At 42.7% G+C, this 15,537-nt stretch carries 15 protein-coding genes, 1 pseudogene and 1 riboswitch; of the genes and pseudogenes, 13 read left to right on the top strand and 3 right to left on the bottom strand.

From position 1 onward, the window contains the following. Positions 1–29: 29 nt before the first annotated feature. The 8 genes and pseudogenes from ACVRYP_RS05170 to mnmM form a co-directional block, all read left to right on the top strand. Positions 30–309, top strand: a pseudogene (locus ACVRYP_RS05170) (biotin/lipoyl-containing protein); the annotation flags it as partial. Between the two features lie 110 nt (positions 310–419). Next, on the top strand, positions 420–1,793 hold the full coding sequence (lpdA, locus tag ACVRYP_RS05175) for a dihydrolipoyl dehydrogenase (protein ID WP_447467716.1): 1,374 nt from the start codon (positions 420–422) through the stop codon (positions 1,791–1,793). A 198-nt stretch (positions 1,794–1,991) separates the two neighbouring features. Next, the gene (gene lplA / locus ACVRYP_RS05180) at positions 1,992–2,981 is read left to right on the top strand and encodes a lipoate--protein ligase (RefSeq protein WP_447467688.1); all 990 of its coding nucleotides are present in this window, start codon (positions 1,992–1,994) and stop codon (positions 2,979–2,981) included. A 616-nt stretch (positions 2,982–3,597) separates the two neighbouring features. After that, positions 3,598–3,731, top strand: a riboswitch (FMN riboswitch). 152 nt (positions 3,732–3,883) lie between these two features. Beyond that, entirely contained in the window at positions 3,884–4,447 is a 564-nt protein-coding gene (locus ACVRYP_RS05185; RefSeq protein ID WP_447467689.1) for an ECF transporter S component, read from the top strand. After that, positions 4,437–5,096 carry a phosphatase PAP2 family protein gene (locus tag ACVRYP_RS05190; protein WP_447467690.1) on the top strand — a complete coding sequence of 220 codons (660 nt, stop codon included), beginning with the start codon at positions 4,437–4,439 and terminating at the stop codon, positions 5,094–5,096. Before ACVRYP_RS05185 ends, ACVRYP_RS05190 begins: the two co-directional genes overlap by 11 nt. A 13-nt stretch (positions 5,097–5,109) precedes the next feature. After that, positions 5,110–5,541 (top strand): GNAT family N-acetyltransferase, encoded by a 432-nt coding sequence (locus ACVRYP_RS05195; protein ID WP_447467691.1) that lies wholly within the window; start codon positions 5,110–5,112, stop codon positions 5,539–5,541. 173 nt (positions 5,542–5,714) lie between these two features. Further along, positions 5,715–6,164 carry a deoxycytidylate deaminase gene (locus ACVRYP_RS05200; protein ID WP_307120848.1) on the top strand — a complete coding sequence of 150 codons (450 nt, stop codon included), beginning with the start codon at positions 5,715–5,717 and terminating at the stop codon, positions 6,162–6,164. Positions 6,165–6,166: 2 nt separating this feature from the next. After that, a complete protein-coding gene (gene mnmM / locus ACVRYP_RS05205; protein WP_447467692.1) occupies positions 6,167–6,733 on the top strand; it encodes a tRNA 5-(aminomethyl)-2-thiouridylate-methyltransferase MnmM in 567 nt (188 codons plus the stop codon). Between the two features lie 45 nt (positions 6,734–6,778). On the opposite strand, the gene ACVRYP_RS05210 is transcribed toward mnmM, so the two are convergent. Together ACVRYP_RS05210 and ACVRYP_RS05215 are read right to left on the bottom strand one after the other, a co-directional pair. Then, positions 6,779–6,943: a hypothetical protein gene (locus ACVRYP_RS05210; protein WP_447466957.1), complete on the bottom strand. Its 165-nt coding sequence runs from the start codon at positions 6,941–6,943 to the stop codon at positions 6,779–6,781. 288 nt (positions 6,944–7,231) lie between these two features. Continuing rightward, on the bottom strand, positions 7,232–8,446 hold the full coding sequence (locus ACVRYP_RS05215) for an L-lactate MFS transporter (RefSeq protein ID WP_447467693.1): 1,215 nt from the start codon (positions 8,444–8,446) through the stop codon (positions 7,232–7,234). Positions 8,447–8,727: 281 nt separating this feature from the next. Between ACVRYP_RS05215 and ACVRYP_RS05220 the strand changes: the two genes are divergently transcribed. Continuing rightward, positions 8,728–9,339, top strand: coding sequence for an NADPH-dependent FMN reductase (locus ACVRYP_RS05220; RefSeq protein ID WP_447467694.1), 612 nt, complete (start codon positions 8,728–8,730; stop codon positions 9,337–9,339). 12 nt (positions 9,340–9,351) lie between these two features. Then, the gene (locus tag ACVRYP_RS05225) at positions 9,352–11,766 is read left to right on the top strand and encodes an FAD-dependent oxidoreductase (protein WP_447467695.1); all 2,415 of its coding nucleotides are present in this window, start codon (positions 9,352–9,354) and stop codon (positions 11,764–11,766) included. 58 nt (positions 11,767–11,824) lie between these two features. On the opposite strand, the gene ACVRYP_RS05230 is transcribed toward ACVRYP_RS05225, so the two are convergent. Then, positions 11,825–12,613, bottom strand: a complete 789-nt coding sequence (locus ACVRYP_RS05230; RefSeq protein ID WP_447467696.1) for an ABC transporter ATP-binding protein — start codon at positions 12,611–12,613, stop codon at positions 11,825–11,827. A 141-nt stretch (positions 12,614–12,754) separates the two neighbouring features. Here ACVRYP_RS05230 and ACVRYP_RS05235 point away from each other — a divergent pair, with 141 nt between their 5' ends. The 3 genes from ACVRYP_RS05235 (at position 12,755) to pflA (ending at position 15,521) form a co-directional block, all read left to right on the top strand. After that, positions 12,755–14,086: a hemolysin family protein gene (locus ACVRYP_RS05235; protein ID WP_447467697.1), complete on the top strand. Its 1,332-nt coding sequence runs from the start codon at positions 12,755–12,757 to the stop codon at positions 14,084–14,086. Positions 14,087–14,294: 208 nt separating this feature from the next. Beyond that, entirely contained in the window at positions 14,295–14,495 is a 201-nt protein-coding gene (locus ACVRYP_RS05240; protein WP_447467698.1) for a cold-shock protein, read from the top strand. A 231-nt stretch (positions 14,496–14,726) separates the two neighbouring features. Further along, positions 14,727–15,521: a pyruvate formate-lyase-activating protein gene (gene pflA, locus ACVRYP_RS05245; protein ID WP_447467699.1), complete on the top strand. Its 795-nt coding sequence runs from the start codon at positions 14,727–14,729 to the stop codon at positions 15,519–15,521. Positions 15,522–15,537: the final 16 nt, after the last annotated feature.

Raw genomic sequence — 15,537 nt, forward strand, 5'->3', positions numbered from 1 at the left:
AGAAAAACGTTCTGAAAGGAAATACAAACATGGCTTTTGAAGTAATTATGCCTAAACTCGGTGTGGACATGCAAGAAGGTGAAATCATCGAGTGGAAAAAACAAGTGGGTGATGTGGTTAATGAGGGTGACATCCTTCTTGAAATCATGTCAGACAAAACAAACATGGAACTTGAAGCGGAAGATTCAGGTGTCCTCTTGAAAATTGTTCGTGAGGCCGGTGAAACTGTCCCTGTTACAGAAGTCATTGCCTACATCGGTGCAGAAGGTGAAGTGGTAGAAGAAGCTGCTGTAGCGCCAGCTGCGGAAGTGGCTAAGGCAGAAGCTGACCTTAAAGCTGCTGGTCTTGAAGTGCCTGCTGCGCCTGCAGATGCAGCACCAGTAGCACCAAAAGCAGACTTGGCAGCTGATGAATATGACATGATCGTTGTTGGTGGTGGCCCTGCTGGTTACTACGCAGCGATTCGTGGTGCTCAACTTGGTGGTAAGATTGCCATCGTTGAAAAATCTGAATTCGGTGGCACCTGCTTGAACGTTGGCTGTATCCCAACCAAGACTTACCTTAAAAATGCTGAAATCCTTGATGGATTGAAGATTGCAGCTGGCCGTGGTATCAACTTGGCTTCAACTAACTACACCATCGATATGGACAAAACAGTTGATTTCAAGAACTCAGTTGTTAAGACCCTTACAGGCGGTGTTGCTGGTCTCTTGAAAGCTAATAAAGTGACCATCTTTAATGGTCTTGGTCAAGTTAACCCTGACAAGACTGTTACGATTGGTTCAGAAACCATCAAAGGACGTTCAATCGTTCTTGCAACTGGTTCTAAAGTCTCTCGTATCAACATCCCAGGTATTGATTCTAAATATGTCTTGACATCTGATGATATCCTTGATCTTCGTGAAATGCCAAAATCGCTCGCTGTCATGGGTGGTGGTGTTGTCGGTGTGGAACTTGGTCTTGTATGGGCATCATACGGTGTTGAAGTTACCGTTATTGAAATGGCAGACCGTATCATTCCAGGTATGGACCGTGAAATCTCACTGGAATTGCAAAAAGTGCTTTCTAAGAAAGGTATGAAGTTCTTGACATCCGTTGGTGTCTCTGAAATCGTTGAAGGCAGCAACAACTTGACCATCAAACTTAACAATGGTGAAGAAGTGGTTGCAGACCGTGCCCTCTTGTCAATCGGACGTGTGCCACAATTGGCTGGCCTTGAGAACTTGAATCTTGAAATGGACCGTGGTCGTATCAAGGTTAATGCCTACCAAGAAACATCTATCCCAGGTATCTATGCCCCAGGTGATGTTAATGGTACGAAGATGCTTGCTCACGCGGCTTACCGCATGGGTGAAGTAGCTGCTGAAAATGCTATCCAAGGTAACCACCATAAGGCTAAATTGGACTTCACGCCAGCTGCCGTTTATACACATCCTGAAATTGCCATGGTAGGTTTGACTGAAGAACAGGCTATCGAGAAGTACGGTAAAGATGGTATCATCATCGGACGCAACAGCTTTACAGGTAACGGTCGTGCCATTGCATCAAGTGAAGCTCACGGTTTTGTTAAAGTTATTGCAGATGCGAAATACCATGAGATTCTTGGTGTTCACATCATTGGTCCTATTGCAGCAGATATGATCAACGAAGCAGCAACTATCATGGAAGCTGAATTAACAGTTGATGATGTTGCAGCATCTATCCATGGTCACCCAACCTTCTCAGAGGTGATGTACGAAGCCTTCTTGGATGTCCTTGGTGTTGCGATCCACAACCCACCAAAACGTAAATAAGCTTAAATCCTATATCTTATAAATCAGATAAGAGATAAGTCAGAAATGAGTGCCGAGTGATTAAGTTTGGCACTCATTTTGTTAAGGTAGAAAAACCTTCAGATTGTTATTAAGGTGGGGTTCAGATGCCCAATTCTAACTATTTTTGGTATAATAAACATAGCGCTTCCAGCGACATTCATTTTTCAGGAGATGACCATGAAATATATTGTCAACAACTCAAACGACCCTGCTTACAACATCGCTTTGGAATCCTATGCCTTCCGTGAATTAACAGGAGAGGATGAGATTTTTATCCTCTGGATCAACGAGCCTGCGATTATTATCGGTAAGCACCAAAATGTCCTTGCTGAGATTAATAAGGAATATACAGATGCCCATGGCATCCATGTGGTTCGCCGGCTGTCTGGAGGTGGGGCTGTTTACCATGACCTTAACAACCTCAATTACACCATTATTTCAAACAAGGCTGATGAAGGGGCTTTTGACTTTAAGACCTTCTCTAAACCAGTGATTGACACCCTAGCTGGATTAGGTGTAAAAGCTAACTTTACAGGCCGTAATGACCTTGAAATTGATGGCAAGAAAATCTGTGGGAATGCCCAAGCTTATTACAAAGGCCGTATGATGCATCACGGTTGCCTTCTCTTTGATGTGGATATGACTGTCCTTGGTGATGCGCTCAAAGTATCTAAGGATAAGATTGAATCCAAAGGGGTGAAGTCTGTCCGTGCCCGTGTGACTAATATCAACAACGAATTGCCAGAAAAAATCACTGTTCAAGAATTTAGCAATGCGATTCTAGAGCAGATGAAAAAAGAATATCCTGATATGACGGAGTATGTCCTTTCTGAAGACGAACTCAAGCACATCCAAGAGATCCGGGATACCAAGTTCGGTACATGGGATTGGAACTTTGGGGAAACACCAGAGTATACTATCGAGCGTAATGTACGTTATGATGCTGGTAAAATCACAACTTTTGCTATGGTTGAGAAGTCTGTCATTGAGTCTATTAAAATCTACGGAGACTTCTTTGGGATTGGCGACGTATCCGACATTGAAAAGCTTTTGGTTGGGACACGTTATGAATACAAGGATGTCCTTGAAAAACTCCAAACCATTGATACGAGTCATTATTTCTCTCGCATGACGACAGAAGAAGTCGCAAAAGCGATTGTAGCATAAATCTCAGGCTTCCGTCAGGAAGGCTGAGAACGTAGACAAACCCTAGTTTTTCTGTCAACAGGATATTACAAAGTTCTAGCAAGGTTTTAAAGAGATGATCTTTTGCTAGCTAAGCGAGCAATTATCGAAACTTTCCGCTGTGATAAAAGAGGCTGGGACAAAAGTCCTAGCCTCCTAATAATTTATTATCAGTTAAACAAGACGCAGTGGTTGAGTGGCCTGTAATTCGCTGATTTCATCAGCTTTTACAGCCCTACTCAACTGTGCGGGGGTGGGACGATAAAATCGAACCTATTCGGTTACCGATTTTTGTCCCACTCCCTCGGAAGTATGGAGACCTTAGGCTCAAAACTTAGGTTTGCTTTAACAGTCTGGGAGACTGTTAAAGGTTGGAAATAGAGCAAACGATAGCTTGAGTCAAACGTCCAGAGGGAGTCGCTACTGTCTGTTAAAACGATCCAGTGGATTGTTTTAAGTTTGAGCCTGAAAACTAGAACGCGAGAAACCTAAGGAAAGTTTCAAAAGAGACTTTGTCTTCAATCTGAAGGCTTCCGTCAGGAAGCCTTTTGTCGTGTAACAGAATCCTTGCATATTAATAACCTTTTTGTTATCATAAAAGAGTCTTCAGGGCAGGGTGTAATTCCCGACCGGCGGTGAGGGTATCAGATAATGGTTCCTAAGTCCGCGAGCGCAAGCTGATGTGGTGTGATTCCACAACCGACAGTATAGTCTGGATGGGAGAAGACGAAGGCAGGTTGCCTTTTTTGAGAAAACCTTTCTTTAAAAATACTGGAATTGTAGCTAATTGGCCCATTTAAGGTCTTTTTAGGGAAAGATTGTTAGAATAAGGATGTCCTGTTTTCGAGGCTTCTTTCGATTTTTAGAAATTGGAGGAAACTTGAATGACACACACACGTAAAATGGCCTTAGTAGCCATTCTCTCAGCGGTTTCTTTTCTGCTGATGTTTTTCCAACTGCCCCTCATACCGGGAGCAGATTTCTTGCAGATGGATTTTTCCATTTTGCCAGTCTTGATTGGACTTGCTATATTAGAGGTTAAATCAGGAATGACGATTTTACTGTTACGCTCGCTCTTGAAGCTTTTGCTTAATAGTAGTGGTGTTTCAACCTATATCGGTCTGCCTATGAATATTTTGGCTATGGGGATTTTTATACTCAGCTTTGCCTTCATTTGGAAAAAAAAGAAAACAGCAAAATCGTTTTGGATGGCTGCAATTGTCGCAACGATTGGGTCAACCTTAGGGATGTTGGTTGCTAACTATATCTACGCTGTTCCCTTGTATGCAGCCTATGCTAACTTTGACATTAAAACCATTTTAGGTCTTGGCAATTACTTATTTGCTATGGTAGTGCCATTTAATCTCCTACAGGGAGTTATCTTATCTGTTGCCTTCTATGGTCTTAATACCGTTATGAAACCTGTTTTAAAACCTTATGAAAAATAAACAAAAATACTTTACACAGGGCTCTTTTGCCCTTTTATTCTTTGTCATACTTGGCTATGTGGTCAAGTTCTACCCAGATTACCTCGTGAAACTCGATGTTGATTTTCAAAGCTGGCTTCGGGGGGAGCTTCCTGATACGCTAAATAACTTTTACCGCCTAGTTACCTTGCTTGGCAATACCCCTATCATTTTAGCTTATACGGCTTTGATTGCGGCCTTCTTTTATTATGTTCGCAAGTGGTGGGCAGAAGGCATTTTGATGTTGGGCAATATCCTTATTATGGGAGTCGCTTCGACGGTGTTGAAAATGGTCTATAATCGCGAGCGTCCAAGCCTAGAATACTTGATTGAAGATCCTATTGGGGCTTCTTTTCCAAGCTGGCATGCGGCATCAACTATGATTGTCGCCTTGAGCCTATGCATTATCATCAATCAGCGGGTAAAGACGTCTCAGCTCAGTAAGAGGCTATTGCAGGCTCTAGTCATCCTCCTTGCAGCTACCGTAGGTGTTTCTCGTCTTTATATAGGCGTTCACTACCCTTCAGATGTTCTGGCAGGTTGGCTATTAGCGATTGCCATTGCATTCATTACCTATCCTTTTTACGACCAGAAGCGTTTTGAATGGCGTTTCCAGAGCAAGCAACGATAAGGAGAGTCATTCCATGTGGACTGTTAAGGACTTTGACGAACTGACGACCAGGGAGTTGCACGCCATCTATGAGCTGCGCGTAGCAGTGTTTGTCGTTGAACAAGCCTGTGCCTATCAGGAAGTCGATCAATCAGATTTAACCTGTCTGCACGGGATGAATTGGCGCGATGGCGCTCTCGCGAGTTATTTTCGTCTGATTGAGGCCGAGGACGGTGTCCATCTGGGGCGGGTGATTGTATCCCCGAAGTTTCGAAAGCAAGGTCTAGGCCGCGGATTGCTTGAAAAAGCCCTTGATGTGACCAGAAGACTATATCCGGGATTACCCCTTCATGCTCAAGCCCAAGCTCATTTGCAAGACTTTTATGCTAGCTTTGGATTTGAGCCAGTTGGTGACGTTTATCTAGAAGATGGCATCCCTCATATTGACATGACATTACGATTATGATAAAAGTTAAGACCTGCTAGAAATTAGCAGGTTTTTGTGATATGATAAAGGCATTCAATAGACTATTAAAGACAAAAAATCTGAAGAAAGACCTAGCATCTCTTGGATTGATGGATGACTGAAGCAGATGTTTTTTAGAAAAGTTTTGGTATAGCAGAAAGTGATGGGATTTTATGGAAAGATTAACGTGGCAAGACTACTTTATGGCCAATGCTGATTTGATTTCAAAACGCTCAACATGTGACCGAGCCTATGTGGGTGCCATCCTGGTCCGTGATAAGCGGATTATTGCAACCGGTTATAATGGTGGCGTTTCTCAGACTGAAAATTGCCACGAAGCGGGTCATCAGATGGATGAGGGGCATTGTATTCGTACGGTACATGCGGAGATGAATGCCTTAATCCAGTGTGCCAAGGAAGGGTTGTCCACGGATGGTACGGAACTGTATGTGACCCATTTTCCTTGCATTAACTGCACCAAGGCTTTGCTCCAAGCAGGGATAAAAAAAATCACATACAAGGCTGCCTATCGGCAACACCCTTTCGCACTTGAGTTGATTGCAGCTAAAGGTGTAGAGTTGGTTCAACACGATGTGCCTAAGATTCAACTAGGGGAGGAGTAAAGATGTTAAGACCCCTCCACATGGCTCATGCGTTTTTAGATGAGATTCTAACAGATCAAGACACTGCCATAGATGCCACGATGGGTAATGGCCATGATACTCTTTTTTTGGCACAACGTGCTGGTCGCGTGGTGGCTTTTGATATCCAGGAACCAGCCCTTGAAGCAACTCAAAAACGATTGAGTGAGGCTGGTTTAACCAATGCGGAACTTTATCTGGAAGGCCACGAGCAGGTTGGCCAGAGAGTTACTCAGGCAAAGGCTGCCATCTTTAACTTAGGTTACCTACCGTCAGCGGATAAGACAGTAATTACAAGACCTAAGACTACCCTGTCAGCCATTGAACAAATCTGCGATTTGCTAGAAGTTGGCGGCCGCATGGCAATCATGATTTACTACGGTCACGAAGGTGGAGCGGTCGAGAAGGACGCTGTTCTTGATTTTGTCAAAAGCCTTCCTCAACAGGCATATACAGTAGCGGTCTATAAAACCATTAACCAAATCAACAACCCACCTTTTTTAGTCATGGTGGAAAAACAAAAAGCTAGAAACTTTTTGAGGATATACTAAAGAGGCTGGGACAAAAGTCCTAGCCTTCTAATCATTTATCATCACTTAAACAAGTCGCAGTGGTTGGGAGTAACACTCACTGGCTTTGCCAGTTTTAGTGTTACCCCTGCATAGGTCATTAGGTGCTTTAGCACCAATGAGCCACTGCTGAGTGGCCTGTAATTCGCTGATTTCATCATCTTTTACAGCCCGAACAAAAGAGGGAAACACCGTTTCCTCTATTTCCAACCTCAAACAGTCACTTTATGACTGTTTCAGCTATGCGGGGGTGGGAGTGAGAAGGTCTGGGGATAGACCTTCTCAACCCTAACCTAAAAATGAAAAAGGGAGGGAAATCGAACCTATTCGGTTACCGATTTTCTGCTACTCCCTTAAATATGGTATGTGCTAATCTTTAATCGGGTACTTTGCGAAAATCACACGGACACTAGGTGATGCGAGAACATCAGTTCTATCTGACTTTAATCAGACTAGTCTCTTTTTGATTGTCGTTTGGTGTTAGGCTGTTTTTTTCTGGACGGCTCTATAGACAAAGATTAAAGCAAGCCCGATTATGGCAAGGACGATAGCCACATAGAAGGCGTTTGAATAATCTCCGCCATTTGCTGTTGCCATTTGAACAGCAACCCGAGGTGCAAAGAAAGCTGCCAAGGAATATCCGGTAAAGACAATCCCATAGTTAACCCCTTGATTAGCTGGTCCATAGTTTTCCATAACAATTGAAGGGAAGACACCCATAACACCGCCAAAACAGATTCCAAGACCAATAATACCAATGGTAAAGCCAAATTGTCCAGGGATAATGGTCAAGGCTAGAAGAGACAGGGCAACCACACCGTAAATGATGGTTAAGGTATTGCTACGTCCGATTTTGTCTGAAACGGATCCCCAGATGAGACGGCCACTAGAATTAGCGATAGAGTATAAACTCACATAAAGAGCAGCGGTTGAAGCTGACAACCCAAACATAGTGGTTCCAATCGGGGAGGCCTGGGAGGCGATCATCAGACCAGAGAAGGCACCAACAAAAAACATAGAGATGATAATGTAAAATAAGGGCGTTTTAAGCATATCTTTCCATGATTTATTAGTGAGGCCAGCGCCAGCTTTTTGAGGAGGTGTCCATCCTTTGGGAATAAAACCAGCTGGAGCAGGTTGGATAAAGTAGCTGGCAATCAGAACAATCACGATATAGGCCAGCCCGATTGTGCGGAAAGCCAACTTAGCATCACCAGCATTGCTTTGAATAAGGTGACTGGCAAGAGGAGACGCTATTACAGCAGCAAATCCCATGCCTCCAGTTAGAATACCGGAAGCTAATCCCCGTTTATCAGGAAAAAGACGTAGGGTATTGGAGAGTGCTCCTGAATAGGCAAAACCTTGTCCTAAACCAGCCATTAAACCGTAAGTTAAATAAAGCATGGCAGGGCTGGTGACATATCCTGTCAAGTAAAAACCGAGGGCAAATAAGATGGCACCAATAGCGATGGTCCATTTAACATAGCCTTTATCGACCAGATACCCTCCTAAAATCATAGGAATAGGACCAATGGCTGAATTGATTGCAAAAGCAAGCATGATTTCTCCCATTGACCAACCAGTTTGAGCAGAAAGTGGCCCTGCAAAAACACTAAAAGCGTAAACAGCTCCTGTACATAAAAGGATTGCTGTGGAGGCGATAATTACACGCCAACGATTGATTGAAGGTGTCATATGAATTCCTTTCTAAAACCATATTTGTAAAAAATATCACAAGAAAAAGATAACATGGAAATCATTATTTGTCAATAAAGACAAAAAATAGTTTTTTCAAAAAGAAGATTTTGCCTAATGAAAAACTTTGTGAATAAAAAAAAATCCTATCATTTTGCCAAAGTTCTTACTATATTTTTGTTTTTATATTGTGAAAAAATAAACTTTTTAACTGTTATCGCTTGCATTTTTTTGATAAAAATTATATATTTTGTGTAAAAGTTAACAAAAAGGAGTTGCTTATGAAATTAGTAGCGATTGTCGGAACAAACTCAGACCGTTCCACTAACCGAAAGTTAGTCCAATTTATGGCCAACCATTTCCAAGAGCATGCCTCTATTGAGGTTTTAGAAATTAAAGATATTCCAGCCTTTAATGAACCTGAAGATAAACAAGCACCTGCTGAAATGGAAACCTTATCAGAAAAAATTCTTGAGGCTGATGGGGTTATTATCTCGACGCCAGAATACAACCACACGATTCCAGCACCTCTAAAAAGTGTGCTGGAATGGATTTCATATACGAGTCGAGCCTTGATCAATAAACCGACAATGGTTGTTGGAGCCTCGTTAGGAACGCTTGGTTCTTCCCGGGCTCAGGCTCATCTTCGACAAATCCTTGATGCACCAGAACTAAAGGCAAGGGTCATGCCGGGAAATGAATTTTTGCTAGGGCATTCTGAACAGGCTTTTGACGCTAGTGGTCAACTGGTATTTCCTGAAAAGGTGGCTGAGCTAGAAGAAGACTTTGCAGAATTTTTAACGTTTGTTGACATGACGAATCAATTGGTAGCTGCTCATGGGTTAAACACTGAACAAAAACGTCAGTTTTCTTGGGAAGCTGCTGCAGAATAGGGAGGAACAGGCATGAAATTTATTGGAATTGTTGGAACGAATGCAAAGAAATCATATAACCGAGATTTGTTGCATTTTATGGCGAAACACTTTTCATCAAAGGCTGACATTGAAGTCCTAGAGATCAAGGACGTTCCAATGTTTAATGAGACGGATGATCAAACTAATCTTCCTGTAATCCAGGAATTCAACACCAAAATCAGTGAAGCCGATGGCATTATTATCGCAACACCTGAACACAATCACTCTGTTCCTTCAGCCTTAAACAGCTTGATTGAATGGTTGTCCTTTATGATTCACCCCCTCGATGGGAAGCCAGTCATGATAGTTGGAGCTTCTTATGATGTTCAGGGGTCTTCACGAGCTCAATTGCATCTTCGTCAAATCCTGGATGCACCTGGTGTTAATGCTATAGTTATGCCAGGAAGTGAGTTCTTGTTGGGGCGAGCTCATCAGGCATTTGATGAAGAAGGAAATCTGAAGAATGAAGGAACAGTTGATTTCTTGGATTCTTGTTTCTTCCGTTTCTTAAGGTTTGCGAAAATTGCCAATCAATTAAATGAGCCAGAAGAATTAGCTCTAGAACCCGGGACGTATGAGGTTACAGCAATCGGTCATAATGGGAAGTTACCTATGTCTGTAACGCTGTCTCAGGATCGTATTGAGAAAATTGATATTGATACCGAAGGGGAATCATCTGGGATTGCGGATATTGTGTTTAGCCGTGTTCCAGCAGAAATTATTGAAGGACAAACTCTTAATGTAGATGCTATTTCAGGCGCTTCTGTGACCTCAAATGGCGTTCTTGACGGGGTGGCTAGAGCTGTTAAGCAAGCTGGGGGTAACCCGGATATCCTTAGAAAAAGGTCTAAAGCACCAAGTGCCCTTGATGGTGAAGACAAGTCTTATGAAGCAGATTTAGTCGTCGTTGGTGGGGGTGGTGCCGGTTTAGCCGCAGCAGCACGAGCGCTTCAGCACGGTAAACGTGTGGTTCTCGTTGAAAAATTCCCAGCTTTAGGTGGTAACACTGTCCGTGCTGGAGGACCGATGAATGCACCAGATCCAGAATGGCAGAAAACCTTTGCTGCTAATGGGGGTGAGGATCACAATCTTCAAGCCCTGCATGATACCGATGAAAGTACGATTGATCCAGAATACTTGGACGATTTCCGTGCCTTAAAAGGTCAATTGAAAAGTTATCTGAAAGACCCATCGTACTTGTTTGATTCAACCTTGCTTTATCGTATTCAAACCTACCTTGGTGGAAAACGGTATGATCAAAATGGTCAGGAAATTCATGGCGATTACCAATTGGTGAAAGAATTGACCGACAGAGCTTTAGAATCGGTTCGTTGGTTAGAAGATATTGGTGTGAAATTTGTTCGAGATGAAGTTACTATGCCAGTAGGAGCTATTTGGCGTCGTGGCCATAAGCCAGTAGTCCCCATGGGCTACGCCTTCATTTCCGTGCTAGAAGAGTATGTTCGCAACAATGGCGGTGTGATTTTGACAGATACTCCTGTTAAGGAATTAATCGTTACCGATGGTAAGGTCACAGGAATTGTAGGAACTGGTCGAAATGGGCAAACAATCCGAGTCGAGGGTGCTGCAGTTATCCTTGCTTCAGGAGGTTTTGCGGCGAATATTAAGATGATGCAAGAGTACAATACTTATTGGAGTCATATCGATGATGATATTAAGACATCTAACTCGCCTGCCTTGACTGGAGATGGGATTCGTCTTGGTCAATCTGTCGGTGCAGACTTGGTAGGGATGGGCTTTTCACAAATGATGCCAGTATCCGATCCAAACACAGGAGCGCTCTTTTCTGGACTTCAGGTTCCGCCAGCGAACTTTATCATGGTCAATACTGAAGGCAAGCGTTTCGTTGATGAATATGGTAGTCGTGATAAACTAACCCAAGCTGCTATTGATAACGGTGGTCTCTTCTATCTGATTGCAGATGATCGCATCAAAGCTACGGCCTACAATACAAGTCAGGAAAAAATTGATGCTCAAGTTGCTGCGGGAACGCTGCACCGTGCGGATAGTCTGGAAGAATTGGCGACACAAATCGGGATTGTACCTGAGGTCTTAGTAGAAACCATTAGCAATTACAACCGTTATGTCGATGAAGGCTTTGATCCGGAATTTGGTAAAGGGGCCTTTGATTTGAAGGTCGAAGTGGCACCATTTTACGCAACGCCTCGTAAACCTGCGACTCATCACACCATGGGTGGCCTCAAGATTAATACCAAAGCTCAGGTTCTAACAGCAGATGGTGATATTATCCCAGGTCTCTTTGCTGCAGGAGAGGTAGCTGGTGGAATACATGCGGGTAATCGCTTAGGAGGCAATTCCCTAACAGATATCTTTACTTTTGGTCGCATTGCTGCTGATACAGCCATCGAGCAGTATCTCAATTAAATGACAACAGGAGCTAGTCTTATGGCCTAGCTCCTGTTTCTTGATGTGTAGCTCTTAGTTAGTCGAGTTTGGGTTGGATGAAGAGACGCTCCTGTCCCAAGGGATGAAGTGTTACAGGTTGGTCATAAAAGTCATGCAACTGCTCTACCTGGAAGATAGCTTTTTTAGGTCCCTGTGCGACAATTTTCCCTTCCTTAAGGAGGAGAACATGGCTAAAGGAGCTGGTGATTTCTTCTGCATGGTGTGTGACATAGAGTAGCAGTGGCGCGTGAGCTAGAGTGATGATTTGATTCAACTGGCTCAATAAGGTCTCCCGAGCTAGCAGGTCTAATCCGGAGGTGGCCTCATCCAGAATCAAAAGTTCAGGACTAGCCATCAAGCTTCTGGCAACCAAAACAATTTGTTTTTCGCCCTGGGACAAACTCGAATAACGGCGACCGATTAAATGACCTGCCTTTAATTGCCTTAACATGGCTTTTGCTTGATCAAGCTCAGCCTGGTCGAAAGCTTTATAAAGAATAGAGGATTTGTAATTGCCGGTTAAGACAATTTGTTCAGCTAGCATATCATTCGGGAGCCGTTCAGCAATAAAGGAGCTGACAATGCCGATTTTTTGACGAAGCTGGCTCATATCGGTTTTGCCAAAGCGATGTCCTAAAACGGTGACAGTTCCTGAGCTAGGCCAAAATTCCCCTGTCAAAATGCGTAATAGACTGGATTTTCCAGCACCGTTCAGTCCTAGAATGGCCCAATGTTCATCTTGATGAACTTCCCAGTTGAGATTTTCTAATAAAACCTTACCTTGTCTGATAAGATTGACGTCTTTAAAGTGAATGAGATTGGTCATTGGTTTCCTTTCTTGAAAGGTTCTGGTTTTATTGTAGCAAAATTTAGACAACTTGGGTAAGAACTGCCACCTAATTAGACAAAAAAAAAGAAAATATGCTATGATATTCTCATTAATTAAACCTTTAAGGAGGATTCTTCCATGGAAGACCCTGGCAGTCAGAGTCTCTGGCTACAATTTTTATTGCTGCTTTTCTTGATTTTGCTTAATGCTTTTTTCTCAGCTACAGAAATGGCTTTGGTATCCCTTAACCGTGGCCGTGTGCAACAAAAAGCAGAAGAAGGTGAACGCAAGTATGCTCGTCTTTTAAAAGTTTTGGAAAGTCCTGACAAGTTCTTGTCAACCATTCAGGTCGGAATTACCATTATCTCGCTTTTAACAGGGGCAAGTTTTACGGATTCATTGGCCAACCAATTCGTTATTTGGTTTGGTGGTGGCCAGAGTATGAAAATTGTAGCGCAAGCAGTCGCCTTGGCTCTTTTGACCTATCTGTCGATTGTCTTGGGAGAGCTTTATCCTAAGCGTATCGCTTTAAACCTTAAAGAAAATTTAGCAGTTGTTTCTGCACCGATTATTCTATTTTTAAGTAAAATTGCAGCACCGTTTGTCTGGTTATTGTCAGCTTCGACCAACCTACTGAGTCGCATCACCCCGATGAAGTTGGATGATGCGGATGAAAACATGACGCGTGATGAGATTGCCTACATGCTGACCAATTCGGAACAAACTCTAGAAGCAGAAGAAATTGAAATGCTGCAAGGGATCTTCTCCTTGGATGAATTAGTGGCGCGTGAAGTCATGGTCCATCGAACGGATATCTTTATGGTGGATATCAACGATGACACCCAGACCATTATCCGAGATATTCTCAAACAAGTCTATTCGCGGGTGCCTGTTTATGATGATGATCGGGATAAAATCATTGGGATTATTCATACGAAGAGTTTGCTATCAGCAGCTTTTGAAAAGGGCTTTGACCAAATCAATCTACGCAAGCTCCTACAAGAGCCACTCTTTGTTCCTGAAACCATCTATGTAGATGATTTGTTAAAAGAATTCCGTAATAATCAAAAACAGATGGCCATCTTATTGGATGAGTACGGTGGTGTCTCAGGTCTAGTAACTCTAGAGGACTTGCTGGAAGAAATTGTTGGTGAGATTTATGACGAAACGGATCGTTCGGAATTAGAAGTTCGTGAGATTGGTGAGAATACCTATATCGTAGAAGGTACCATGACCCTCAACGACTTCAATGAATACTTCGATACCGATCTTGGCAGTGAAGATGTCGATACGATCGCTGGCTTTTACCTAACCGGTATGAGTTCGATTCCGGACCAAACGGAAAAAGAAAGCATTGTCGTTGATAATCATAGCAAACAGCTTGTTCTGACCAATGACAAGGTTCGAGATGGTCGTATCATCAAACTTAAATTGGTGATCACAGAATTGGAAGTCGAAGAGGACGAATAAGCATTTTAGAAACAAATGGACCTAAGGTTCATTTGTTTTTAGTTTTTTAGCTTTTTTAAGAAGAACTTGCTTTCTTTGAGTCTTTGGCATTGACTTATTTGGAAAATACTGCTAGAGTAAATGAGTAATGAAATTTCGAGTTAAAGTGTCATCCTGATGTTTTCCTCTATAACGATTTACAAATACTAAAAAAAAGAGGTAACTCAAAATGGTACAAGGAACTGTAAAATGGTTTAACGCAGAAAAAGGCTTCGGCTTTATCACTCAAGAAGACGGATCAGATGTCTTTGCACACTTCTCAGCAATCCAATCTGATGGTTTTAAAACCTTGGACGAAGGTCAAAAAGTAGCCTTCGATGTTGAAGAAGGACAACGTGGTTTGCAAGCTGTCAATATTACAAAATTGTAAACATAAGAGAGGTTGAGACTTTTTGTCTCAGCTTTTTTAGGTTGCAAACTGATGTGATGGGATATGGGTTTGAGGCGAAAGTGAAAGTGATATTGCTCTTAGAGTTTTTAGAAAACAGCAATTTGAGGTCATTAATCTGTTTTGTTTCGGGAAGTAAGGTCTTAGCTGGTGTTTTAGGGTTGAAAATGCTATAATGAAAGAAATAAAAACGTTTGCAAAGAAGGTGTTCTCATGGAAGAAGTCGTAGATTATGGACAAGTCACAGGACTCGTCCACTCCACAGAAAGTTTTGGATCGGTAGATGGGCCTGGGATTCGCTTTATTGTCTTTATGCAGGGTTGTAAAATGCGCTGTCAGTATTGCCATAATCCAGACACTTGGGCGATGAAAAATGACAAGGCTAAAGAGCGGACAGCTTCTGATGTTTTGGCTGAGGCTCTGCGTTACCGTGGCTTCTGGGGAGCTGATGGTGGGATTACCGTTTCAGGTGGTGAAGCAACTTTGCAGATTGATTTTGTGACGGCTCTCTTTACCCTAGCTAAGGAAAAAGGCATCCACACTACTCTTGATACGTGTGCCTTAACCTTTAAGGAAACAACGGAATACTTGGCCAAGTATGACAAGCTGATGGCTGTGACTGATCTGGTCCTTTTGGATATTAAAGAAATCAATCCTGCTCAGCATAAGGTGGTGACTGGTCATAGCAATGAAACCATTATTGCCTGCGCTAAGTACCTGTCTAAGATTGGAAAACCTGTCTGGATTCGTCACGTGTTAGTCCCTGGTCTAACAGATCGCGATGAAGACTTAAAAGGACTAGGAGATTTCGTCAAAGAAAACTTGACCAACGTTGAGCGCTTTGAAGTGCTACCTTATCACACGATGGGTGAGTTCAAATGGCGGGAACTGGGTATTAAGTACCCACTAGAAGGCGTTAAACCACCTACCAAGGCCCGTGTTCAAAATGCCAAAGAATTGATGAGCACTGAGACTTATACAGAATATCTTGACCGAGTTCGTGGCTAGATGACAAGAGTTCAAT

This window comes from Streptococcus rifensis (assembly GCF_053203525.1).